The 25,124-nt window shown below is 38.8% G+C and carries 22 protein-coding genes; 13 read left to right on the top strand and 9 right to left on the bottom strand.

The features are described 5' to 3' along the window. Window positions 1-2: 2 nt before the first annotated feature. On the bottom strand, window positions 3-2,852 hold the full coding sequence (locus C7H19_RS04590) for a PAS domain S-box protein (RefSeq protein ID WP_245927291.1): 2,850 nt from the start codon (window positions 2,850-2,852) through the stop codon (window positions 3-5). Window positions 2,853-3,769: 917 nt separating this feature from the next. Here C7H19_RS04590 and C7H19_RS04585 point away from each other — a divergent pair. The 10 genes from C7H19_RS04585 (at window position 3,770) to C7H19_RS04540 (ending at window position 14,135) form a co-directional block, all read left to right on the top strand. Beyond that, window positions 3,770-5,110 carry a CmpA/NrtA family ABC transporter substrate-binding protein gene (locus tag C7H19_RS04585; RefSeq protein WP_106455703.1) on the top strand — a complete coding sequence of 447 codons (1,341 nt, stop codon included), beginning with the start codon at window positions 3,770-3,772 and terminating at the stop codon, window positions 5,108-5,110. A 130-nt stretch (window positions 5,111-5,240) separates the two neighbouring features. Beyond that, entirely contained in the window at window positions 5,241-6,086 is an 846-nt protein-coding gene (gene ntrB / locus C7H19_RS04580; protein WP_106455702.1) for a nitrate ABC transporter permease, read from the top strand. A gap of 25 nt (window positions 6,087-6,111) precedes the next feature. Further along, on the top strand, window positions 6,112-8,121 hold the full coding sequence (locus C7H19_RS04575) for an ABC transporter ATP-binding/substrate-binding protein (protein WP_106455701.1): 2,010 nt from the start codon (window positions 6,112-6,114) through the stop codon (window positions 8,119-8,121). A 128-nt stretch (window positions 8,122-8,249) separates the two neighbouring features. Next, a complete protein-coding gene (locus C7H19_RS04570) occupies window positions 8,250-9,254 on the top strand; it encodes a nitrate ABC transporter ATP-binding protein (protein WP_106455700.1) in 1,005 nt (334 codons plus the stop codon). A gap of 141 nt (window positions 9,255-9,395) precedes the next feature. Next, the gene (gene ilvD, locus C7H19_RS04565; protein WP_106455699.1) at window positions 9,396-11,081 is read left to right on the top strand and encodes a dihydroxy-acid dehydratase; all 1,686 of its coding nucleotides are present in this window, start codon (window positions 9,396-9,398) and stop codon (window positions 11,079-11,081) included. Window positions 11,082-11,098: 17 nt separating this feature from the next. Continuing rightward, window positions 11,099-11,830 carry an SIMPL domain-containing protein gene (locus C7H19_RS04560; protein ID WP_106455698.1) on the top strand — a complete coding sequence of 244 codons (732 nt, stop codon included), beginning with the start codon at window positions 11,099-11,101 and terminating at the stop codon, window positions 11,828-11,830. Window positions 11,831-11,908: 78 nt separating this feature from the next. After that, complete coding sequence (psbX, locus tag C7H19_RS04555) at window positions 11,909-12,031, top strand: photosystem II reaction center X protein (protein WP_106455697.1); 123 nt, start codon at window positions 11,909-11,911, stop codon at window positions 12,029-12,031. A gap of 163 nt (window positions 12,032-12,194) precedes the next feature. Next, window positions 12,195-13,070, top strand: coding sequence for a Ycf66 family protein (locus tag C7H19_RS04550; RefSeq protein WP_106455696.1), 876 nt, complete (start codon window positions 12,195-12,197; stop codon window positions 13,068-13,070). Window positions 13,071-13,157: 87 nt separating this feature from the next. Continuing rightward, window positions 13,158-13,625, top strand: coding sequence for a TolB family protein (locus C7H19_RS04545; RefSeq protein WP_425428859.1), 468 nt, complete (start codon window positions 13,158-13,160; stop codon window positions 13,623-13,625). Between the two features lie 3 nt (window positions 13,626-13,628). After that, complete coding sequence (locus tag C7H19_RS04540; protein ID WP_106455694.1) at window positions 13,629-14,135, top strand: TolB family protein; 507 nt, start codon at window positions 13,629-13,631, stop codon at window positions 14,133-14,135. On the opposite strand, the gene C7H19_RS25505 is transcribed toward C7H19_RS04540, so the two are convergent. Both C7H19_RS25505 and C7H19_RS04530 read right to left on the bottom strand, forming a co-directional pair. Next, window positions 14,102-14,338 carry a hypothetical protein gene (locus C7H19_RS25505; RefSeq protein ID WP_181280524.1) on the bottom strand — a complete coding sequence of 79 codons (237 nt, stop codon included), beginning with the start codon at window positions 14,336-14,338 and terminating at the stop codon, window positions 14,102-14,104. The genes C7H19_RS04540 and C7H19_RS25505 overlap by 34 nt on opposite strands. 34 nt (window positions 14,339-14,372) lie before the next feature. Continuing rightward, a complete protein-coding gene (locus C7H19_RS04530) occupies window positions 14,373-14,591 on the bottom strand; it encodes an acetyltransferase (RefSeq protein WP_106455693.1) in 219 nt (72 codons plus the stop codon). A gap of 244 nt (window positions 14,592-14,835) precedes the next feature. Between C7H19_RS04530 and C7H19_RS04525 the strand changes: the two genes are divergently transcribed. Then, complete coding sequence (locus C7H19_RS04525; RefSeq protein ID WP_106455692.1) at window positions 14,836-15,018, top strand: CsbD family protein; 183 nt, start codon at window positions 14,836-14,838, stop codon at window positions 15,016-15,018. Window positions 15,019-15,066: 48 nt separating this feature from the next. On the opposite strand, the gene lptC is transcribed toward C7H19_RS04525, so the two are convergent. The 3 genes from lptC to metG form a co-directional block, all read right to left on the bottom strand. Beyond that, window positions 15,067-16,170 (bottom strand): LPS export ABC transporter periplasmic protein LptC, encoded by a 1,104-nt coding sequence (gene lptC, locus C7H19_RS04520; RefSeq protein ID WP_245927289.1) that lies wholly within the window; start codon window positions 16,168-16,170, stop codon window positions 15,067-15,069. A gap of 152 nt (window positions 16,171-16,322) precedes the next feature. Beyond that, window positions 16,323-16,931: a LabA-like NYN domain-containing protein gene (locus C7H19_RS04515; RefSeq protein ID WP_106455690.1), complete on the bottom strand. Its 609-nt coding sequence runs from the start codon at window positions 16,929-16,931 to the stop codon at window positions 16,323-16,325. Between the two features lie 105 nt (window positions 16,932-17,036). Continuing rightward, on the bottom strand, window positions 17,037-18,638 hold the full coding sequence (metG, locus tag C7H19_RS04510; protein WP_106455689.1) for a methionine--tRNA ligase: 1,602 nt from the start codon (window positions 18,636-18,638) through the stop codon (window positions 17,037-17,039). 553 nt (window positions 18,639-19,191) lie between these two features. On the opposite strand from metG, the gene C7H19_RS04505 reads away from it, so the two are divergent. After that, window positions 19,192-20,085, top strand: a complete 894-nt coding sequence (locus C7H19_RS04505; protein WP_106455688.1) for a tRNA (5-methylaminomethyl-2-thiouridine)(34)-methyltransferase MnmD — start codon at window positions 19,192-19,194, stop codon at window positions 20,083-20,085. Between the two features lie 169 nt (window positions 20,086-20,254). Then, window positions 20,255-21,220, top strand: a complete 966-nt coding sequence (locus tag C7H19_RS04500; protein WP_106455728.1) for an HD domain-containing phosphohydrolase — start codon at window positions 20,255-20,257, stop codon at window positions 21,218-21,220. Between the two features lie 259 nt (window positions 21,221-21,479). Here C7H19_RS04500 and ctpA read toward each other — a convergent pair whose 3' ends face one another. The 3 genes from ctpA to C7H19_RS04485 form a co-directional block, all read right to left on the bottom strand. Further along, window positions 21,480-22,715, bottom strand: coding sequence for a carboxyl-terminal processing protease CtpA (gene ctpA, locus C7H19_RS04495; protein WP_106455687.1), 1,236 nt, complete (start codon window positions 22,713-22,715; stop codon window positions 21,480-21,482). A gap of 80 nt (window positions 22,716-22,795) precedes the next feature. Further along, window positions 22,796-24,289 carry an Ig-like domain-containing domain gene (locus C7H19_RS04490; RefSeq protein ID WP_106455686.1) on the bottom strand — a complete coding sequence of 498 codons (1,494 nt, stop codon included), beginning with the start codon at window positions 24,287-24,289 and terminating at the stop codon, window positions 22,796-22,798. Between the two features lie 25 nt (window positions 24,290-24,314). Beyond that, on the bottom strand, window positions 24,315-25,124 hold the full coding sequence (locus C7H19_RS04485; RefSeq protein ID WP_106455685.1) for a TIGR03943 family putative permease subunit: 810 nt from the start codon (window positions 25,122-25,124) through the stop codon (window positions 24,315-24,317).

The following is a 25,124-nucleotide window of genomic DNA, read 5'->3' as shown; positions in this document are numbered from 1 at the left end:
AATTATTCTACAGAATAGCGAACAACACGATCGCGTCCTTCGTTTTTGGCTTGATATAATGCAAAATCAGCCGCTTGGATCAATGTTTCCATTGTTTTACCATGATCAGGAAAACAAGATAAACCAATTGAAACCGTAATTTGATTTAGTAACTGTTCACCAAAACTAACTTGCAGTTGTTTAATTCCTTGGCGAATTTGTTCGGCTCGGTGTAAACTAATTTCGAGTGAAGCTTCGGGTAAAATTAATAAAAACTCTTCGCCACCATAACGACAAGCAATATCGCCACTACGAATTTGACTGCTTAAAAAACTACCAACGGCCTCTAGAGCGCAGTTTCCGCCTTCATGACCGAAAGTTTCATTAAAAGAGCGAAAATGATCGACATCTAACATGATAATACCGACGGGATGGCGTTTTCGTTTAGCTAGGCTCAGTTCTCGTTTAAACGCTTCTTCCATGTAGCGACGATTATACAATTTGGTTAGAGGATCGATAATACTTTCCGCTTGTAAGGTTTCTCGTAATTTGAGATTAGCTAAAACGAGGGATAAATTTTCTGCGACGGTTTGAGCCAGTTGTTGTTTAGTTTCACTCAGTTGACCCGATTGACTACCATAGAGATAAAGGAGACCGATCGCTTTACCTTGTGCCATCATGGGTACACAAAGAGATTCATCGTGAGCGGCTAAATGTGGATAAACGTGCTGACACCGTAAATTAGAATGTGCTGCATTGACCCAATGAATTCTACCACGACGCAAAGCCCAACATTCATCATAGGTAAATAGGGTTTTACTATGTAAATCTTCTCCCCATGTTGCAACAATTTCAACCAAATTGCTCGTATTAATAATAAATAGCCCTCCTTGATATCCAGTAAACAAATCGGGTAACATTTCACTAATCACTCTGTATGCTTCTTCAATGGTGAGACAAGCTTGAAGAAAGTCACTAATTTGATTGAGTAATAAAATATCTTGGTTGCGTTGTTCGAGTTGTTGTACCCATGCCGTTAGTTGCCTGTTAGCTTGTTGTAATGCTTCTTCTGTGTTTTTGCGTTCTGTGATATCGGTTAGCATTCCTAATGAGCCGGCATAGTTTCCCTGAGCATCGAAAATAGGATTAGTCGAAATCATTGTCCAAATTGATTTTCCGTTTTTGCACATAAATTTCAAATCATGAACTTCTGTTAATCCTTGACGACCAGATTCTAGGTTTTGTAATACGATCGCTTGACCTTCAGCATCGGTAAAATCTAACATCGATCGTCCCAACATTTCCTCTACCGTATAACCTAACATTTGCGCCATTCTTCTATTGACAAATGTGGTTTTTTGTGTATCGTTGATGCTCCATACTCCTTCGGCAGTTGTTTCGATAATTCTGCGATACTGTTCTTCACTTTCTCGTAAAGCTTCGAGTGCTTGTTTTCGTTCACTAATATCCTCAACTACACCGAGAATATATAGGGGTTCACCGTCTGAATTTTTGACCACTGAACCACTCAAATGTACCCATATAATCGAGTTATCTTTACGGATATAGCGTTTTTCAACCGAAAAACTATTCATATCGGTTGTTTCCGTATTGGGGTCTAAGTCATCAGGGTGTAGTATTTCCTGATAGGTTTTGTTTTGTAGTTCGGTTTCGGTATATCCCGTAAGTTCACAATAACGCTGATTAACTCGAATAAACTGACCATTTAAGGAGACGATCCCAATACCTACAGAAGCTTGTTCAAAAATTGCTCTAAATTGAGTTTCACTGTGGAGTAAAGCGGTTTCGACTTGAACTCGTTCGGTAATGTCTTCTATGGTAAAAACAACACCTTCTAGTTTTTCATTTTCATCAAATACAGGAGCTCCATTAATTGATACTAGGAGATGATGTCCATCGAGAAACTCAATGAAGTGACGTAAATTATAAATGGATTGCCGCGACTCAATCACCTGTTGACAAAGTTGTTTTTGCTCAGTAATTAGATTTCCTTCTTCATCACTAAGATTCCAAGGTGGTGTCTGATAACCTTGTTCTGTTTTACTCAAACGTAACATAGTTTCGGCTTGTTCACTGGCAATGATAATGTTTTCTGATGGATCAATCATGATAATACCAACAGGACTGGTTTCCATAATACGAGCTAATAAATCCAGTTCTCGTTGTAAAACTTCTTCTAAGCGTTGACGTTCAATAATCTCACTACGAAACTGTTCATTAATTTGAGAGAGTTCTGCTGTACGTTCAACCACACGATGTTCTAAGTCTTGAGTCTGTGTTGTTCTTGCTTGGAGTTCTCTAACCATTTGCTTACTCAATTGCCATAAGATTAAGCATCCTAAGCAATTTATTAAACTAGCCCCTAAAAAAGTATATAATCCTGCTTGAATATAGGGGGCGCGAATTTCGGCTAAATTTACTTGAGCGACAACGCCCCAATCTAGATAATCAACTGGTTCATAGGCTGCTAATACTTTATTTCCTTGATGGTCAAAGTTGATACTAATTCCTGATTTACCTTGTAAAGCTTGCTGCATAGCCAAGTTTTGCGAAAGAGGAATGATAGTCTTTTTGAATGATACGTCTGGGTTTTCATTGAGAAAAACGATCTGATTTCCTTCTCTCTTGCCGATATTGATTTCGCCACTTTGAGATGTTTTCTGAAAATGTTTTGAGGCTTCGATGACTGCTTTTTCTATTAATTCAGGATTTTGGGTTCCATGATACATCGATTCTAATAATCGTGCTTGGGCTTGTGCTGTTTCAAATAAGCGATTTTTCTGCTGATTAAAAGCAGTTCGATAGATTAAATAAATACTTAATCCAGCGACCATAAAGACTACTGTTGTCATGTTGATTAGTAAACAAACCAATCGTTGACGGTAATTCATGAAAGAAAATAATAAAGTAAATCGATTAATGATTTAGATGATTAAATAAATTTTTATTTGTGCAATATCTTTTATTTTTAGAGCAAAAATGTTTAATTTTTGTTATAAGTAGTCTTCTATCTATAATTTACAATTCAGATTGTTCCAGTTATGCAGTTCCAGTTATGCAGTTCCAGTTATGCAATATGACACGAGTGATTAAGATTTTATTGACTGAGATTGGCATTTTTCGGGATTTTATTCATTTTTACTTTAGATTACACGATAGGGCTTCGTTTTGAAATCCGTTATATCCTCATGATATATAATCTCAATTTTGTCCTCGTCACAAAAAAAGTCATATTTATTTTTACTCTTCTTGTTGAAAGGTGAATTTTTGAAGAAATTTTTCGACCTCTCTCCGTGTAATTACGCAAATGTCAAGATTATCTTTAAAGTTTTATATACTTTTATTGCATTTCATTATGCTTTAAGCGCATCAAACGAAATTATTTGTAACAGACTATACGATATCCTACGTTAAAGAGTGTAAATGTTAAGTATTGAAGATTGATCTTAAGAAACTTATCGCTTAATCGTTAATCGGGATACAGTCCGTTTGAGAGGTTGGCATAAGAATAGTAAGAACAAAATCAATACAGTTATCATCAAAACAGTCATCATCAAAAGAGCGATCGCTGAAAAATATGAGACTACATAGTTCAGTATTTTCTAATCTATTCATTTTTTATAATGTTTAGAATTCAGCAAAATATATCAAAAAAACATAATTTTATTTTCCTCTGACGACTGTAATCAATCGACTGTAAACAATAACTTTGTGATTCCCCAAATCCCAAAACATTTCTAGTTATTTAATTTTAGCCATACTAAGACGAATGAGTAAACTTTCTCGACGTAAATTTATTATCACAGCAGGAGCAACCGCCGCCGGAACCGTCATTCTTCATGGTTGTAGTAGTGGTGGAAATCAAACAGCAACAACAACAACTTCTCCAAGTCCTGCCACTTCACCAGCGCCCGTTGCAGCCAGTGGAGATGCCCCAGAAGTAACAAGTGCCAAACTAGGATTTATCGCCTTAACTGACTCCGCACCGTTAATTATTGCCAAAGAAAAAGGCTTTTTTGACAAATATGGCATGACTGGAGTAGAAGTCCTTAAACAAGCGTCTTGGCCAGTCACACGAGATAACTTAGAACTCGGTTCTGGAGGGGGTGGAATTGATGGAGCGCATATTCTTTCACCGATGCCCTATCAGATGACGCTCGGTACCATTACCAAGACAAAACAGCCCGTACCGATGTATATCTTGGCTCGCTTAAACACCAATGGTCAAGCCATTTCCGTCGGTAACAATTATAAAGATCTCAACTTGAGTACCGATGCCAAAGCATTAAAAGGCGCACTGGAAAAAGCAAAAGCGGGTGGCAAACAAGAAACTAAATTTGCCGTTACGTTCCCTGGTGGTACCCATGATATGTGGATGCGCTACTGGTTAGCAGCTAACGGAATTGATCCGACTGGGGATGTTTCAGTAATTCCCGTTCCACCGCCACAAATGGTGGCTAACATGAAAGTCGGTAATATGGAAGCTTTCTGTGTGGGTGAACCGTGGAACGCGCAACTGGTTAACCAAAAAGCTGGATATACTGCTTTAGTCACAGGGGAACTGTGGGCCGACCACCCAGAAAAAGCGTTTACTATCCGCAAAGATTGGGCCGATCAAAATCCGAAAGCTACTAAAGCTTTATTAATGGCGGTTTTAGAAGCTCAACAATGGTGCGACAAAGCCGAAAATAAAGAGGAAATGTGCAATATTATCTCACAAGATAAATGGTTTAAAGTTCCTGTCACCGATATTATTGGACGCTCTCAAGGTCAAATTGATTTCGGTAATGGTCGAGTTGAAAAAGACTTCCCTCTGGCGATGAAATTCTGGGCAAATAACGCATCTTATCCTTATAAGAGTCATGATTTATGGTTCTTAACAGAAAACATTCGTTGGGGCTATATTCCTGCCGATACAGACACCAAAACCGTTATTGATGCAGTTAACCGCGAGGATTTATGGAAAGAAGCCGCTACAGCCCTCGGTGTTCCAGCAGCCGAAATTCCCACGAGTTCATCTAGAGGGGTAGAAACCTTCTTTGATGGGGTAAAATTTGACCCCGAAAAACCCGCCGACTATCTCAAGAGTTTGAAGATCAAAAAGGCCTAATTTTTCGGTTATTGTAGGGGTTTGGTCGACAAACCCTCACTAAAATAGGTCTTTATCCCCTCTTTCAAAGAATTCTAATTTGTTCTTGTTGTACAAATTTCGTAATTTTATTTCTACTCAGTAAACAATCATGGCAACTAACATAACCACTCGACCCCGAACCAGAAAAGCCGCTAATTCTTGGCTAACTAAACTGACTAAATCACCGCGTAAAATTGTTGCACCTTTAGTAGCAATTATCGTTTTAGCTCTAATTTGGCAACTTTTGACCTCTGGCGAAAATCCCAATTTACCATCCCCAATAACCGCTATCAAAGAAACTTGGAACCCTTTAATTATTAATCCTTTTTTTGATAATGGTGGAACCGATAAAGGTTTATTTTGGCAACTTTTAGCCAGCTTAAAACGGGTTGCTATTGGATTTTCTTTAGCGGCAATTGTTGGAATTGCTTTAGGCGTATTAATTGGGGCTAATCCCTTGATGTATGACGCTTTAGACCCAATATTTCAAGTTTTAAGAACAATTCCTCCTCTAGCTTGGTTGCCCATCTCTTTAGCCGCTTTGCGTCAATCTGATCCATCGGCAATTTTTGTTATTTTCATTACAGCAATTTGGCCAATTATCATTAATACTACGGTAGGGGTTCAACAAATTCCCCAAGATTATCGAAATGTTTCGCGGGTTCTCCAACTCTCAAAAAGTGAATATTTCTTTAATATCCTAATTCCTTCGGCTGTTCCTTATATTTTTACAGGATTGCGAATTGGAATCGGTTTATCTTGGTTAGCAATTGTCGCAGCAGAAATGTTAGTCGGTGGTGTAGGAATTGGTTTCTTTATCTGGGATGCTTATAACAGTTCTCGCTTAAGTCAAATTATTTTAGCCCTGATTTATGTAGGTGTCGTTGGCTTAATTTTAGATAGATTAGTCGGTTTTGTTGCTAGTCTTGTTGTTCCCGCAGATCAAAATAAATAAGTCATTATAAATTAATCATTATTCTATGTCTACTTATATTGAAATTGATCACGTCGATAAAATATTTCCTCTGGCCAATGGAGATCAATATATTGCCTTAAAAAATATTGAATTGACCCTCAAAAAAGGCGAATTTATCTCATTAATTGGTCATTCAGGTTGTGGGAAATCAACACTACTTAATATTGTAGCCGGACTCGATAAAGCAACTCATGGCGGCGTAATTCTAGAAGGAAAAGAAGTCCAAGGACCTGGGCCCGATCGCATGGTAGTTTTCCAAAACTACTCGCTTTTACCTTGGCTAACGGTACGCCAAAATATCGCTTTAGCAGTAGATCGGGTGATGCGGGATCTACCTAGTGGCGAAAGAAAAAGCATTATCGAAAAACATATTAACTTAGTTGGTCTTAAACACGCCGCCCATAAAAAGCCAGGTGAACTGTCTGGAGGGATGAAACAACGAGTAGCGATCGCCCGCGCTTTAGCCCTTCGTCCGAAAGTTCTCTTACTCGATGAACCGTTTGGCGCATTAGACGCATTAACACGGGGCAACCTCCAAGAACGTTTGATGGAAATTGTCGAAGAATATAACGTAACCTGTATCATGGTGACTCATGATGTCGATGAGGCGTTATTATTATCCGATCGCATCGTCATGTTAACCACCGGGCCTGAAGCCCATATTGGACAGATTTTAGACGTTCCGATCCCCCGTCCGCGTCATCGTATGGAAGTCGTAAACCATCCCAGTTACTACGCCATGCGAAATGAAATCGTTTATTTCTTGAACCAGCAAAAACGCTCTAAAACCAAAGTCGGCCAAGTGGCACAAACTGCGATCGCCCGTCATGGTTTAGAAAAAATCAATCTAGAAATTGGTTTTATTCCTCTTACCGACTGCGCCCCCCTAGTCGTTGCCCAAGAAAAAGGCTTTTTTAAAGAAGAAGGACTCGAACAAGTAACCCTGAGTCGAGAACCCAGTTGGAAAGCGATCGCCCAAGGTGTCGCAACCGGACGTTTAGACGCAGCCCAGATGGTCGCGGGAATGCCACTTAGTATGACCATTGGTGCTGGTGGTAAACCTTCTGTACCCATTATTACAGCCTTAGTCCTGAGTCGTAACGGTAACGCCATCACTTTAAGTAAGTATTTTCAACAGTTGGGTGTCAAAAACCAAAACGATCTCAAACGTGCTTTAGCCACAACCCCCGATAAAGTGCATAATTTTGGTATGGTACATCCGTCCTCTATGCACAACTTACTCTTACGTTATTGGTTAGCATCTGGGGATATTGATCCCGATCAAGACGTAAATTTAATCGTTATTCCACCGCCACAAATGGTAGCTAACCTAAAAGCGGGTAATATTGATGGCTATTGTGTGGGTGAACCTTGGAACTCACGCGCTGTTTACGAGGACTTAGGATATGTCGTGGCGACAGATTTAGAAATTTGGCCTGGACACCCCGAAAAAGTTTTAGGAGTGAGAGAAGAATGGGTCGCTAAATATCCTGAAACCCATATCGCCCTAGTAAAAGCCTTATTACGGGCCTGTGAATATTGCGACGATCGCCGTAACCGAGAAGAGATTTTAGGACTACTTTGTAAACCCGAATATGTCGGCTCTCTTCCTGAGTATACCCGTCCAGGCTTCATTGATCCCTATAATAAAGGCGATGGCTCAAAGCCAGAACAGTATCTTAGATTTAATCAATTTCATGTCGATCAGACCAATTGTCCTGGACGAGTCGAGGGTTTATGGATCTTAACGCAGTTAGCCCGATGGGGTTACGCGCCTTTTCCTCGTAACTGGGTAGAAATACTCGAACGGGTTCGCCGTCCCGACTTATTCGGTGAAGCTTGTCGAGAATTAGATTTACCCGATATTGAGCCAGATCGTCATAGTTTTGCCTTATTTGACGGTTTAATCTTTGATCCCGATGAACCCATAAAATATTTAGAACGCTTGAGCATTCGTCGAGATTATCGCGTGTCGGAAATTCTGCTCGATGAAGCAACGGCTATAAAACAATAGATTTTCTTTAGATTAAGAGCAAAAGTATGATAATTTTGAACTGATTAGCCTCTAAAGACGTTCTTGATCTCGACTTTTGCTTTGAGATCTTATTTAAAAATATTAAATTACAACTCGACTAACTCATTATGCAAACCATTACAAATACTCAAGAGCAACCGATAGGAGATCAGCAAGACTTTTTGTTGATCGAAAAAGTGACGAAATCTTATAACACCCCCACTGGAATTTATCCAGTTCTAGATGAGATTGATTTTAGTGTTGCAGCCGGTGAATTTATTTGCGTGATTGGTCATTCGGGTTGCGGTAAATCAACTCTCCTTAACATGATAGCGGGTTTTAGTCAACCCACAACGGGAGAAGTTCGTCTACAAGGCAAAATAGTCGAAAAACCAGGGCCAGATAGAATGATGGTATTTCAAAATTACTCATTGTTGCCTTGGAAAACGGCTTATGAAAATGTTTATTTAGGCGTTAATTCTGTCTATCCCGATAAACCCCACAGCGAGAAAATAGCGATCGTCGAAGAACATCTAGCGATGGTAGGATTAACTGAAGCAGCGCAAAAAAAACCTGCTCAATTGTCTGGGGGAATGAAACAAAGAGTAGCTATTGCTAGGGCTTTAGCGATCCGCCCTCAAGTTTTAATTTTAGATGAACCCTTTGGCGCTTTAGATGCCATAACTAAAGAAGAATTACAAGACGAGTTATTGAAAATTTGGCAAGATCATAAATTAACGGTATTGATGATTACTCATGATATCGACGAAGCTTTGTATTTATGCGATCGCCTTGTGATGATGACCAATGGCCCATCGGCTAAAATCGGTGAAGTGTTAAAGATGCCCTTTAAGCGTCCCAGAGTTCGTTCTCGTCTACTCGAAGATCCGCGCTACTATGAGTTACGAAACTATGCTTTAGATTTTCTCTATAATCGTTTTGCCCATTCCGAAGATCCAACCGATGATACAGCCCCAGAAATCTCAGAAAAAAAAGGATTTGGGAAAATTGCTGCTATGATTGGTGGTGTTGCGGTGGCGGCGATCATTGGATTTAGTCTCCTTCAATCTATGGTGAAATCTCCTCAAAATTCTAATCCAATTCCTGCCGTAGAAGCCCCATCAGGAAAGTAATTAGAAAATTTTTGGTCAAGGGTTAATAAAGAAAGATTGTGTAAGGGTTTGGAGATCAAATCTTTACGCTCTTTTTTTATTCAATTGGCTAGAGTTTGTAAAATGATAGGATTTAGATAGACAATAGGAATTTAACCAGATATGTCCGATAACAATAGAAGTCGTGTTGTGACTCAAGGAATACAACGCAGCCCAAATCGTGCGATGCTGCGGGCAGTAGGCTTTACTGATGAAGATTTTACTAAACCGATCGTTGGTGTAGCTAATGGGTATAGTACGATCACACCCTGTAATATGGGGATTAATAATCTGGCTTTACGGGCCCAAGAAGGGATAAAAAAAGCGGGTGGAATGCCTCAAATGTTCGGAACCATTACCATCAGCGATGGCATTTCGATGGGAACAGAAGGCATGAAATATTCCCTCGTTTCTCGTGAAGTGATTGCAGATTCGATCGAAACCGCTTGTAATGGTCAGAGTATGGATGGAGTCTTGGCTATTGGTGGTTGTGATAAAAATATGCCAGGGGCGATGATTGCGATGGCGCGGATGAATATTCCCGCAATCTTTGTTTATGGAGGTACGATTAAACCAGGACATTATGACGGTAAAGATTTAACGGTGGTTAGTGCCTTTGAAGCCGTCGGACAGTACAGCGCGGGAAAAATCAGTGATGATTATCTCACGGCTATTGAACGAAATGCCTGTCCTGGGGCGGGATCTTGCGGGGGAATGTTTACCGCGAATACCATGTCTTCCGCTTTTGAAGCAATGGGAATGAGTTTACCCTATTCTTCGACAATGGCCGCAGAAGATGACGAAAAATCAGATAGTACAGAAAAATCGGCTTTTGTTTTAGTTGAAGCGATTCGTAAGCAAATCCTACCCAGTCAGATTTTAACCCGAAAAGCCTTTGAAAATGGGATTTCTGTAATTATGGCGATCGGCGGTTCGACTAATGCTGTGTTACACTTATTAGCGATCGCTCATACAATGGGTGTCAAACTCACGATTGATGACTTTGAAGACATCCGAAAACGAGTTCCCGTCATCTGTGACCTAAAACCCTCTGGACGCTACGTGGCGACGAATTTACATCAAGCGGGTGGTATTCCCCAAGTGATGAAAATGCTGTTATTGCATGGACTTTTACACGGTGATGCTTTAACGATTAGTGGTCAAACCGTTGCAGAAGTACTAAAAGATGTCCCCGATACCCCATCTGAAAATCAAGATGTAATCCGTAATTGGAATAACCCTGTATACAGCGAAGGACATTTAGCAATTCTTAAAGGAAACTTGGCAACAGAAGGAGCAGTCGCTAAAATTAGTGGGGTGAAAAAACCGAAAATTACGGGACCCGCTAGAGTCTTTGAATCAGAAGAAGAATGTTTAGAAGCGATCCTCGCCAAAAAAATTAACCCCGGTGATGTGATTGTTGTCCGTTACGAAGGGCCTAAAGGTGGGCCTGGAATGCGAGAAATGTTAGCCCCAACCTCAGCTATTATCGGTGCAGGTTTAGGCGACTCGGTAGGTTTAATTACTGATGGACGTTTTTCGGGTGGAACTTATGGTCTAGTCGTTGGTCACGTTGCCCCTGAAGCTGCCGTCGGTGGTACAATTGCATTAGTCGAAGAAGGCGATCGTATTACCATCGATGCAAGCGAACGCTTATTACAACTCGATATTTCATCGGAAGAATTAAATCGTCGTCGTGCCAACTGGCAACCCAGACCACCTCGTTATACTAAAGGTATTTTGGGTAAATATGCTTTCCTCGTCTCTTCTAGCAGTCTTGGTGCAGTAACCGATCGAGATTTATTCTAAATTAAAGTGAAAATAAAATGAAACTCAGTCAAATTACTTTACCTCGTCAGTCGTTTTGGCTAATGCTGGCGAGTTGCAGTATTCTTAATCTAGCTTTGATTAATCCCGCAATGTCTCAAGAACAACAAATGCTACGAACTTTGCTCGTCACTGGACAAGGATCAGAAATGATTCCCACAACTCTAACACGGGTGCAACTCGGCGTAGAAATTCGCGGCAAAACAGCGATCGAAGTTCAACAGAAAATCGCCAAGCAAAGCTCATCGGTTGTCGATTTTTTGCGTTCTCGTAATGTTGAGCAGTTACAAACCACTGGAATTCAACTACAACCTAATTATGATTATAGTAATAATCAAAGGCAGTTATTAGGTTATATTGGAACGAATACGGTGAGTTTTCGCATCAAAACAGAACAAATAGGCTCTTTAATAGATGATGCAGTCAAAGCGGGTGCGACTCGTATTGATGGAGTCAGTTTTACAGCAACAGAAGAAGCGATCGCCGAAGCCCAAAAAGAAGCCCTTCGCCAAGCAACTCTAGACGCGCAGCAACAGTCAGACGCAGTTCTCAAAGCTTTAAATTTTACAGCGAATCAAGTTGTTAGAATTTCAATTAATGGGGCTAATGTACCTGTACCTCGAATGATACAAGCGGATCAACTATCTAGCAAATCGGCTAGTTTTAGTACACCTGTCATTGGTGGCGAACAGACTGTACAAGCTTCAGTCACCCTAGAAATTAGCTACTAGAAGACTGGTGAAACTGCTCAAAAACTATATACAATAAGAAACTGAGCATCTTAAAACGTACCAAAGGATTAAAACGATATGACACCCTCTTTAGCGAATTTCTTATGGAGTCTCTTAGCTGGAACTTTAATTGTCGTTATTCCCGCGACAGTTGGGCTGATTTTTATCAGTCAAAAAGATAAAGTTAATCGTACATACTAAGACGACTACCACCCTGTTTTTTCTAGGGTGGTTTTCTATTTATTGAACTAAAATAAAAATAAAATTAATAGATAGTTTTACCCTTAAATGAGGGAATCTTAAAAAAATAGTTAGATTAAAGTATAGATAAACAAGCTCCTAAGCAAAAAACGGAGAAGTAAGAATGGTCAATTTTGGGCTGAACTCAGCCAGTATTTTAGGAATATTTTTAGCAGTGGCTGGCGCGGGATTGTATTTCATGCGAACAATACGCCCAGAACTATCCAGAGATCACGATATCTTTTTTGCCGCAGTGGGTTTATTGTGCGGCTTAATCTTACTCTTTCAAGGCTGGCGACTCGATCCTATCTTACAATTTGGTCAGTTCTTGTTGACTGGTGTATCCGTCTTTTTTGCTTTTGAAACGATTAAACTACGCGGCGTAACCACTGAACAAGCAAGACGCAATAGCCCAATTATTGATGATGAACGTCCAGTTAGTAAAGTCTATCGTGCCGAACTCGATCAACTCGAACCCTACGAAACAGACGATCGCTATGACAATAACCCCCGCTTGAGAGGGTATGATGATCCTAGAAGTTCCCGCACAGCGAGATATGATAATGATGAACCTCGTTCGTCGAGTCGGACTCGCCCCTCTGCCGAACGTCCTAGCCGAGACTCACAAAGTCGGCAACCCCGTCGGACTCGTCCCACTTCTCAAGCCCCCAGTTCTTCCTATGATGAGTGGAATGACTCTGGGAGTGGTTGGGAAGAACCCCCCGCCCGTCAGCCTCGTCGTCGTCCCCCCTCATCGGATGTATCATCAGAACAGCCAGCAACACGTCAAAGTACTCGAAAACGGTCTTCGCGCCCCGCAGAAAGTAGCCGAGTATCCCCCTATCAGGATGAAGCCCCAGCACCCTATGTAGACTATGTAGACTATCAACCAGTTGATGAAGAAAAAGAGGATAACTGGGACACTGAACAACCGACTAGACCGAAATCCTCACCGGAACGGGATGAAATGAATGATAATTCTGTACGGTTTGATTACTAAGCGAATCAGATGGCTGCTCATCGTCTATTACGTCGCTTCATTCAGGGCTTGAGCTATAGTTTATTAGCCCTCCTGAGTGCCTGTAACATGAATAATCCCCCCCCTGGTATAGGCGACCTGAATAGCCGTTACAACGAGGAAAAACCCGCAATCAGTGGCAATGGTCGATGGTTGGCGATGGTGTCGAATCGTCGAGGTATGAGCGAAATTCTGTTATATGATCTCCAAGTCCGTCGCTTTGAGGGATTATCGGGCTTTTATGGGGGTGATGCGATCGCCGATAGTCCGAGTCTCAGTCTCACGGGGCGTTATCTCGTCTATCTCGTTACCCTAGATGGTCGTCCCGCAATTGCTTTGTATGACCGTATTACCAAACGTTCTGACCTACTCATTCAAGGTTACCGGCGATGGATACAGCATCCTCATATTAGTCCTGATGGTCGTTATGTTGTCTTTCAGTCCGCCCGTAAAGGACAATGGGATATAGAGGTACTTGATCGTGGGCCCAATATTGAATTAGATATCCCCGATGGAACACCGATCCCTAATCCATAAACCGTGAAACGCTTTATTTTTGCATCTCTATTCGTTGGTAGTTTATTAAGTGGCTGTGTTGGCTACCCGCGTATCCTTAATTTTCCGTTTGATTCATCCGGAAGAAGCTTAAACAGTCCTTATTTAGAAAACAGCCCCCAAGTTTCGGCGCGTTTTATTGTCTTTACAAGCGATCGCAATGGTTCGCAAGATGTTTATCTTTTTGATGCCCAAACTCGACGTTTAATCGATTTACCCGGACTAAATGCACTTGATGAAATAGCGTCTCATCCTTCTATTACTGAAGATGGCAAATACATTGTTTTCGCTGGAACTCGTCAAGGTCGCACTAATATCTATATCTACAATCGAGAAACGCAGCAAAAACGCAATGTAACGAGTAATCTACAAGCTGATGTACGAAATCCTTCAATTAGTGCTGATGGCTCTCGTATTGCTTTTGAAATAGCCAAAAATGGTCAATGGGATATTGCTGTCTATGATATCTCAGAAACTAAACTCATTGAATAATTTAACCGTGATGGCTTTCCTGGATCGGTTTCGGGTGTTTGATCTGGTGCTGGAATTGGTTCAGGATCAGGATCAGGCGGTGGTAAAGGAGACGGTAAGGGATCTGGCTGCGGATCGGGTATGGGAGGATTAGGAACAGGGCTAGGCTGAGGAATTGAAGGCCCTGGAATTTCTGGGGGACTAACGATCGCAATATTGTTCATTTTTTAGTGACCTTTTTGTCAAATTAGGATAAATCTAAGCACTTTGCGCCCTTTTGTAATTAGCATCTAACCAACACAGGGGTAAGCTTTCACCCGATGGAAAAATTAGATCTTCTTTGGCAAATGATTCAGGAGTTTGCTCATCTTCTCCTGATTGAATTTGTCCAGAAACCGCATTTTCTAAGGGACTAAATAAGGCTTCAATATCTAAAATTTCTACTAATGTGCCAGAATCTTTATCTTGTAAAAACATAAAAAAAATGATAGATGTCCAATGAATACTAGACTAACTCCTCGGTTCCTTGTCTGTATTAACCCTAAGAGTGATTGTAGATTTAGTGCTAGGAATAAATCAACTGCTCTAAATAGGAATACTTAATACGACTTCTGAGGGATGTAAAAATGAGGTAATATCTTTTATTCTAAAAGTAATAGGTTAAGTCATTAGATAAGTAACCTATTTAATTAACAGTTTATTAAAGCAATCGGAGTACATCATGAGTTTAGAAGAAAGAGCTAAAGCAACTGCTAAAAATGTTGAAGGCAAAGCCCAAGAAGCATTAGGCAACGTGACTGGAGATCCTCAAGATCAAGCAGAAGGAAAAGCTAAACAAGTTGAAGGTCAAGCTCGTCACGCCAAAGAAGATGTAAAAGATGAAGTCAAGAAAAACCTCAACTAATATTAATATCCAATAGATTATGTAAAGGCGTGGTTACTCGCGTCTTTCTTATTTTTTCTCTTCGGGGTAAATTTCGGTTACTACGCGATCGTTATTATTTCCATTTAAAATTAAGCTATTATCTTTAATTATTCCGACGGCTTTTTCGCCAGTAAAATTCATTTTTGGTTTAGCTTGTTCATAAATAACATTTCCGCTTGCTTCTACCATTTGAGTCGCCATATTCCATATAAGTTGATTACTATACAATTTAGACGGTGAGGATTGATTAATACTTTGTACACCTTCGGATAAAATCGTCATTTTGTTATTCAAATCAACGTGAGCGCGATTACCTGTTACAGTAATTTTATCCTTGTACTGAAATATTTCTACGGGGGTATTTGCTCCAATCAAACGAGCTTTATAATTCCAACTGATTTCATTTGTTGCAATTTGGATCGGGGGGTCAAATGATTTATACTGCACCTCATTTTGTAAAGTAGCCACACCATCTTTAAGACTCACTATAACTTTTTTAGCAGATAATTGATCGGTAATTGTTTTATCTTTAAAGCGAACAATATTAATCGGTTGATCCCCAGAAATGAATTGATTTTTCACATCCCAAGATAAATAATTCGTTTTAATCTGTAATGGAGGTTCTTTCACTGTTGCTAAAATATCCCCCACTAATTCTAAGCGCTCTTGTTTAGTATGATATCTTCCTTCTTTAGCGGTGGCTTGTAATTTAGTGTGAATTCCTTTAAGATTATTTCGGATCATCAATATATTGTCTTCAGGTCGCCATTCTACTTCATCACCGCGAATAACGATTCCATTTCTCGGATCAGTTGCAGTAATATTTTCTCGTAAAAAAATCTTTTTACCATTGTCTTCAATCGTTCCTTTATTTGCACTTACATAAAGTACAACTTTGCCATCTTGATAAAGATTTCCTTTAACTTTTTCAAGTTGAGCTACTTTCTTATCTTTACTATAATTTGCTTTATTAACTTGAATTTTCCAAAGGGTTTGACCTTTAGCATCAGCTTGCTCTAAAGTTGCATTATTAAGTGTTAAACGACTATCTAACTCTTCTTTTGTTGGTTGTTCGAGGTCTTTTTCGGTAACAGGATTAGATGATTGACAAGCCGAAATATGGATTAACAAAAATAGAATAAACCCCTTTCCAAGCCAAAGATTGACTTGTGGAAAGAGGATAGTTTTTTTAGACAAATTCATTTTAAATTTATTAAAAAGCTGGTTAATTAGCTGAATAATACTATCACTTTTTGTCAAAAAGCAAATCTTAAATATAGTTTCTAGCGAGGACGATTGTCGTCTAAAACAGTTCCCAACGCCGGAAAAGGACTATAATTTAGATGAGATTTTGGACTTTTTTGGATGTCTTCTTTAATTTGATCTAGATCAATATAACGATCGGCTACATTAATTAAACTATCACTGGTCATCGATCGCAAACTCACCACTTCTACTCTAGCGCCCCGATAACTCACCGCATCGGCGGCATAGGCGAGATCTCCATCACCACTGACAATAACTGCGGTATCATAGGAGCCAACCAATGCCATTAAATCAACGGCTATCTCAACATCTAAATTAGCTTTTTTAGAACCATCTGGAAGTTGCACTAAATCTTTGGCAATAACTCGATAACCATTGCGACGCATCCAGAGTAAAAACCCCTGTTGTTTTTCGTTAGTGCGATCAACTCCTGTATAGAAAAAGGCTCTTAATAGACGAGATCCACCTGTTAAACGAAAAAGAAGCTTAGTATAATCTATTTCAATTCCTAATTGCAAAGCCGCATAAAATAAATTAGAACCATCGATAAAAATAGCCACTCTGCCGCGATTTTCCAAAACCTGTTCAGCCGTGAATATGGTATCACTTTCAAAATCTTCAAACATTTTAAATTCCTCGTTTATTATAAAAAAAATTAACTTTGATTAAATGACTTTTTAGCATTTTTAAAGCCAGTTCTTAAAATTTATTCCCGTTCCGATTTATAAACTTTATGAATCATCTAAAGGAAGTTCTAATTTAGTAAAAATTGGCTCCGGTTGACTTAACTCTAAATTAGTAGAAAGTTGACCCCATTGGCTATGAATAGCAAAATTAGCAACTTCTTGAATTTGGTTTAAATGATTAAAGTCAACTGAAAAACTTAATTGACGATAGATTTTAGTACTCAAATTTGGGATAATTGGCGACAAGAGATAAGCAGCGAGTCTGACTGATTCTAGTACGGCATATAAAACCTGTTCAACTTCAGCTTGCTGACCTTGTTTAAACAAACTCCAGGGCGCACTCTCGTCAATAAATTTATTACTGGCTCGAATTAGATTTAGAATCTCTTCACAGACCTGACTAAATCGTAACGCGCTATACCCTTGAGTAACTTTATCTCCTAATTCTAACCCAATAATCTTTAATGGATGATCAGGGGCTAAATTACTACCTTTGATTTGCGGTCCTTTGGATTGACAGTACTTTTTTACCATACCCAAGGTACGATTTAGAAGATTTCCTAAATCATTGGCCAAATCAGCATTGACAATATTAACAAAACGTGTTTCATTAAAATCACCATCTTTGCCTAATTCAATTTCCTTTAAAAAATAATAACGGACTGCATCTGAGCCATAACGCTGTACTAAATCAAAAGGATCTAGGGTATTTCCAAGACTTTTACCCATTTTTTGTCCATTTTTCGTTAAAAATCCATGACCAAAAACCTGTTTAGGTAACGAATATCCCGCCGACATCAGCATGGCTGGCCAATAAACGGCATGAAACCGTAAAATATCTTTACCAATTAGATGTAAATTAATTGGCCACCAGTTCGATAGAGCATTTTCTAAAGTTGGCTCTTGATTGGGTTCTAATAAAGCGGTAATGTAGGCGAGTAAGGCATCAAACCAGACATAAATTGTATGTTTGGGATCATTGGGAATGGGAAAACCCCACTCGACATTAATGCGGGAAATTGAAAAATCTTGTAACCCTTGTTTAACAAAGTTTAAAACTTCATTGCGCCGACTTTCGGGCCCAATAAAATTAGGAGCATTGGCGTACAAGTGTTCTAGTTTTTCTTGATATTGAGAAAGCCGAAAAAAATAATTTTCTTCGTCCCGCCATTCTACTTTTAGATTGGTGTGAATGGGACAATGATGATTCTCTATGAGTTCGCGTTCTTCTTTGAATTCTTCACAAGCGACACAATACCAACCTTGTTGTTGTGCAAGGTAAATATCTCCTTTGTCCCACACTTTTTGAAAAAACTCGTTAACTATGGCATGATGACGCGCCGCAGTGGTTCGACTAAAGCGATCGTATTGAATATCGAGTTTGTGCCACAATGACTCAAAGCTAGTGACGATTTGATCACAGTGGGTTTGGGGATCAAGTCCTTTAGAAGAGGCGGTTCGTTCGATTTTTTGCCCATGTTCATCGGTTCCGGTGATGAATAAGACAGAATAGCCTTCTAATCGCTTCCAACGTGCGATTACATCGGCGATCATTGTTGTATAGGCACTTCCGGTATGAGGAACATCGTTAACATAGTATAAAGGTGTTGTTAAAGCAAATTTTTGATGATTAGTATCAGAAGTCATGTAATTGGTCAAGGATAATACTCTACAAAATCAAATTAATATTTTAGTTAAATCGAAAACTATAAGATTATATATAGATTTTAATTGATGGTTCTTTTACATTATCTAATTTTTTTATAATTGTATCAATAAAAAGATTCTTAAAATCAAACTTGTTGCAAAACTCCTTTTTTTCTTCCAATTTTACCGCTTGTCGTTTGATTGACTTTTCAAAAAATCGACCAAGGCTCTATCTAACGGGATATATCTAACGAAGGAACTAAAGTATAGAATACCACCAAATGCTAGTGTAGTAATCTTTTCATCCAAACTAGAGCATAATAATTTGTTTTACTCTATCGATTATTCTTTTTGGGTTTAGTCTAATTTATGCTTATTTTCTGATTTGAGTAAAATTAGAGAAATACACTAAACTATATTAATATTTACAATTAGTTTAAAATTTGTTATAATTCTATAAAATAGACAAAATATTGTAAAAAAATAACAGAAAAACAGAAAAATTCTCACAAAAAATCAAATAAATAGGACTAAAAAAATAGATAAAAGTGCAATGAAAAACTTAAATTCATTGGTTTTGCTTCCAACGGATGACGGTTCATATACTTTTTTCTCCAAAGAATATAATGAGGCGTTTCATTCTAACTCAGGAGCCAAACAAGAAGCAGAGAAAAAATTTATACAATCCTGTCGAATTTTTTCAAAAGCTCAAGAACAGTCTAGCCTAAAACTTTTAGATATTTGCTATGGACTAGGTTATAATAGTGCAGCAGCTTTAGACACAATTTGGGCAATAAATCCCAACTGTTATATCGAATTGATTGCATTAGAAATCGATGAACAAGTACCGCAAAATGCGATCGCACAAGGATTATTAAATAATTGGGCTTTTCCGATACCCGAAATTTTAACAAAATTAGCTCAAGATAAACAGATAGAAACCTCAAATCTACAGGCGAAATTATGGATTAACGATGCTAGACAATCCATAACACAACTTTGTGAGGAACATTTCTTGGCAGATGCCATCTTCTTAGATCCATTTTCGCCCACCAAATGTCCTCAACTGTGGACAGTTGAATTTATAAGTTTTGTTTCTAAGTGTTTAAAATCAACGGGTTATTTAGCAACCTACTCTTGTGCCGCTTCGATAAGGACCGCTTTACAGATAGCAGGATTATCCATAGGAGCAACAGAAAGCGTCGGAAGGCGATCGCCTGGAACTATTGCCAGTTGGTCACAGGAACATTTATCACCATTATCAGAACAAGAAAAAGAGCATTTACAAACCCGTGCCGCCATCCCTTATCGAGATCCATCCCTAAAAGATTCTTCAGTAAATATACAGAATCGGCGAGCAATCGAACAAAAAGCTAGTAATTTAGAATCAACGAGTCAATGGAAAAAAAGATGGGAAAATTTCCGTAAAAAGACTGAACTTTTGTGATGTAATAACTAACTTTGCTAAAAATCGAGTAGCTTGGAATTATAAGAAAATAACCATCGCAGATTTAATCGATCTGAAATGGTGATTAAGAAAAAGTTAAGAGGTTAATATTTCTTTGCATACCTTAAACCTAAATGCCCTAACCCTAATTAGTAATCAAAATTTAGTTATGACACCCGTCGTTAGTGTTGAACGTGCCAAAGTATTAATCATTGATGATAATCCCTTTAGCCGAATGACTGCTAAAGATTTATTGTCTTTAGATGGTTATGAAGTTTTAGAAGTAGATGATTATTCAGAAATCACCTCCGAAGTTCTAGAACAAAAACCCGATCTGATCTTACTCGATGTTAGAAGTGGTTTAGAAACGTGTCAACAACTTAAAAGTGATGAGCAAACTCGTTTGATCCCAGTGATTTTAACCACCGTCACCGATGATCAAGAAATGCGTTATCGCTGTCATCAGGTGGGTGGAGATGATTTACTTCTCAAACCTTTAAAGCGTCTGGAACTATCAAATCGTGTTCGCTCTCTCATTGAACAAAAAAAACTTTATGAAGGACTATATCAGATTGAACAAGTCTTATTTACGATCGCTAAAGCAATAGAAAATCGTTTTCCTGAAAGTGATAATTCTTGTAATCGTATTGCTTATTTAGTACAATCATTTGGTGAATATTTACGACTACCTTTTGTAGATATTCAAAATCTACGCTATGCTTCTTATTTGCATGATATTGGAACCGTTTCTATTCCAGATGAAATTATGCTCAAAAAAGGAGAATTAACCCCTGATGAGCGTGCTATTATTCAAAAACATGTGTTAATTGGTGAAGAAATATGTCAATCTTTACCAAATCGACAAGGAGTCTTACCGATTATTCGTCATCATCATGAAAAATGGGATGGTAGCGGCTATCCTGATCATTTAAAAGGAGATGAAATTCCCTGGTTAGCACAAGTGTTTCAAATTCTTGATATTTATGTTGCTTTGACGAGTAAACGCCCTTACAAAGAGTCTTGTTCTTCTGATGAAGCTTTAGAAATCATTCAACAAGAAACAGAAAAAGGATGGCGTAATCCTGTCTTAGTGCAATGGTTTATTAAGTTTATTCGTAGTCAATCAGACTATTAACAATAATTTATTAATTGAAAATATTCTTATCATTTTCTACAGCTATTGGTATTCCATAACTGATAAGATTAATTATGGTGTTTTGTTTGATTGATTCACTTTTAAGTTATATATTTTTTCCAAAAGCTATTAAAAATAAAGTAAAAATTGAAAGTTATTTGATAGAAGTAGGGGTGCGGAATGCACTGCAAGCAGTTTAGCGGAATTTTAAATTCCGCGAGCGGTGCAGTTTTGTTCTAAATTTTCGTCTTAACTTCAGTTAACCGGCTTTAGCTAATACGGGACTTTCGGTTAATAATTGAATAGCAGCTTGATATTGCTGATCGATTTCTGTACCAATTTGTTGATAAGTCATCGGATCTTGAGTCACAATTTGATCAGGTTGAATGCCTAATTTATGAATATCTTGATGATTGGGTGTTTCATATTTAGCTACCGTAATTGCTAAACCTGCGCCATCGGGTAATTCAAAAAGTGACTGAATTAATCCTTTACCAAAAGTTTTATCACCGAGTAACTTCGCTCTACCATTATCATGTAAAGCACCTGCTAAAATTTCACTAGCACTCGCTGTCCCTTTATTAACTAATACAATTAATGGATCATCGGTTAATGCAGGGCCATTCGCCGTGAAACTATCGGAAATTCCTTGACGATTAACAGTATAAACAATCGTTCCTTCTTTAAGCCACAAACGCGCAATTTCAATACCAGCTTGTAGTAAACCCCCTGGATTATTTCTGAGATCTAAAATATAAGCTTGAGCCCCTTTTTTTTCTAAATCATTAATAGCGTGGGCGACTTCTTTGGCAGCATTTGCACTAAATTGATTGAGTCTAACATAACCAATCGGAATAGATGCCGATTGATCGATTTTCGCATAAACTGGACTGAGGGAAATTCGTTGACGCACCAGATCTAAATTACGAATATCTTGTGAACCTAGGGGTTGAATTTTTAGTGAAACTTTTGTACCACTCGGTCCGCGCATTCTAGATGCCGCTTCATCCAAAGTTAGAGTTAAGGTATCGACTCCATCAATAAATAAAATGCGATCGCGGGGGGCAATTCCTGCCATTTCAGCAGGAGAACCCGCAAGAGGGGCAACTACTTCTAAATTACCTGTATCGGGGTTTAAATTGATTTGTAAGCCAACACCAGACAATTCTCCTGCGGTACTCACTTGTAAATTATGGTATTGTTCGGGACGAAGTAAACGGGTAAACGGTTCATCGAGGGTTGCTAACATTCCTTCAATGGCTTTATATGCGTCTTCTCTCGATTGTAGTGGTTGTTGCAGAAATTTTTGGCGAATCATCCACCAATTCTGATTATTATAGGTTTCATCTAAATAAGATTGATTGACTAAGCGCCAAGATTGTAGTAATAATTTTTGTTCTTCAGTAAAAGCGGCGGCGACAGGAGACCAAACAACAAAGGAACATAATAGAGATACGCACAAGGCAAGAGTGACCCAAAACGCTCTTTTTCTCATAGGGCTAATAACTTTAAATGCTTTTTAGTTTATATTGCTTAACATTAATTGTAATGAAGAAAACCAAAATTCAGGATTTTTTAGGGCGACCATTGGGGATGAAAACCAACAAGGGGTAATTCTTCTAAGTCGGGTTGAGTAACTTCTTTACCGTCTGTTGCGGGGGGAATAAGTAACCAGAGACGACCTCCAATGATTGATTCACCAGCGTTTGAGACGGGGGCATTATTGAGAGAGGGGTTATCTGTAGTCAGAATTTGATCGAATAAAATAGCGAGACCATCAGGCGATAAACTGATATGGATGTCGCGGTAATTAGTTAATTCTAGTAAAGGCAATACTTGAGCCGTTTTTACGTCAATTTTGGCTAAATAGGGTTTTTCTTGATAATCTTTGCTTGGAAGTAGCTGAGTCAGTAAACAATATAAATGTGTACCACTGGGATTAAACTTACAATCGATAATCGAACCATCAATATTTAAAAGTTCTTTTTGAATACCTTGATTATTAACGTAATAAAGGGATTTTGTATAACGTAGCTTGGCATTTTCCATATTAAAATTGACCATAGCCGCAGCCGAACCATCCGCAGAAAAGTTCAAAATACGACCAAATTTCGGCAAAAAGTCTAAAGGTTCTGTGTTTGGTTGTAAAGGAACGATCGCAACACCTTCACCTTTAGTCACAGCAAGGGTTTGACCATCGGGTGTAATTAAAAATTCGCCCCCTGGTAAATTGAGGCGTTTTGGTTGAGTTCCTGGTTTCACCATCCACAAATCAAAATCAGCAGGATTATTTCGGTTCAACCTTTGTACAACAATTGTTTCACCATCGGATGAAAGCTCAAATTGATTATTTTGATAATCTTTGTTGTCTAAAATAACTTCGATACTTGGTTGAAAAGGTTTGGATAAATCTTGATCAATTCCCGTCGTCACTTGATAAAGCTGTAATTCACTTAATCCTTGAATGCCTTGATTTTTTGAGGCGGCAGAGAATAAAATCTTATCGCCTTTGGGATAAAATTTAAACTCAACAACGTTTAAATTGGGTGGTGTTAAGATAATTTTTTTCTTTTGCGTTAAATTATAAAAAACGAGTTGACCTTGTTCGGTTTGATTGGTTCCAATGTAGGCGAAAGCGCGATCGCGGCTTTTAAATTTACCGAAAAAAGGCTCCATTAATAACCCGATTTCTGTGGTTCCACTGCGTTCTCTACCTCCTTGTAACTGAAGTTTATAGCTTTCTCCATAAGGAATCGGAACTGTTAAAGTATAAGCTAACCGTCTACCTGCCCAACTGATTTTCCCTGGTAAAGTGGGTTCGATGACTAGGTTTTCTTCGACACTAGCGAGATCCATCGGTCGATTAAAGGTTAAAGTAAAAGCTCGATCTTCAAGACCTAGTTGTTGATTTTGCCAGCTAAATTCCTGAACTTCGGGTCGAGTGATAAACGGACAAGCTTCGCCGCCGCCGCATAATTGTTCACCCCAAATTAAGCCGCCAATGATCAAAAATAAACTGCATATCACACTTAGTGCTGTTTTGTCAATAGTTTGTAATTTTTTGTACATTTTGCTTGCCTAAGTTGAAAATTCTCTAATACCCATAAGGATCGGCGGGTGTGGGAATTTTTTGCACAGAACGAGCATTAATCACCAATTGACGCTGATTACTTGCGGTTTGCTTCATCTTTTGACCATCAATGGCCAGTGTATCAGTAATCATTTCTCCTTCAATTTCTAACCATGTATCGGGCGGATATAAATTGCGGCTTTGGCTGAGTTTGACGGGAAGTCCCACTGGATAAGCATCGACGGCACAACAAGTCAAAATAAAACGACTCACAAAAAGATAATTTTCTGGAAGTTCGGGCAAATGAATCACAAAACCGCTAACCTTGACTTTTTGTCCCGTATAAGCATCGGGTTCAGGATAAACATTGAGAGTTCGTACCCAGTCAACGAGCGATCGTTCTTCGGGTTTAATGGATGCGCGAAAAGCTTGGGGTTGAATGCGAGTTACGGCAAATGATTCACTAAAACCGCGTTGTAGGGCGATCTGACTCGTCAAAGGCGTTGGGGGAATACTCCACCCCAATAAAGCGGTAATGAGTAATAGACTACTTCCTAAGCCTGTTGGGAGCAAGGTAATATGTTTGACGGTTTCTTCTTTATGGGTTAACTTATTGCGGTTGCGCCATTGCTTAAAAAGTTGCCAAGCTTTTATCCCACCGATGATTAATAAAACGATACTGGTGACAAAGACTAAACCAAAATAGTTAGGATGAATTAATAATTTTAATTGACCACTGAGAAAATATTTTAAAAGTAAGCTGCCCCACGCCAAGATAGACAAGGTTTCTAATGCAGGGTATAACAGCTTGGAGGGATTCGCAATTGCATTCAT

Source organism: Aphanothece hegewaldii CCALA 016 (assembly GCF_003007785.1).
GTDB lineage: Bacteria > Cyanobacteriota > Cyanobacteriia > Cyanobacteriales > Microcystaceae > Chroococcus > Chroococcus hegewaldii.
The sequence above is the reverse complement of the archived record's forward strand: the minus strand, read 5'-3'. Positions and strand labels throughout refer to the sequence as shown.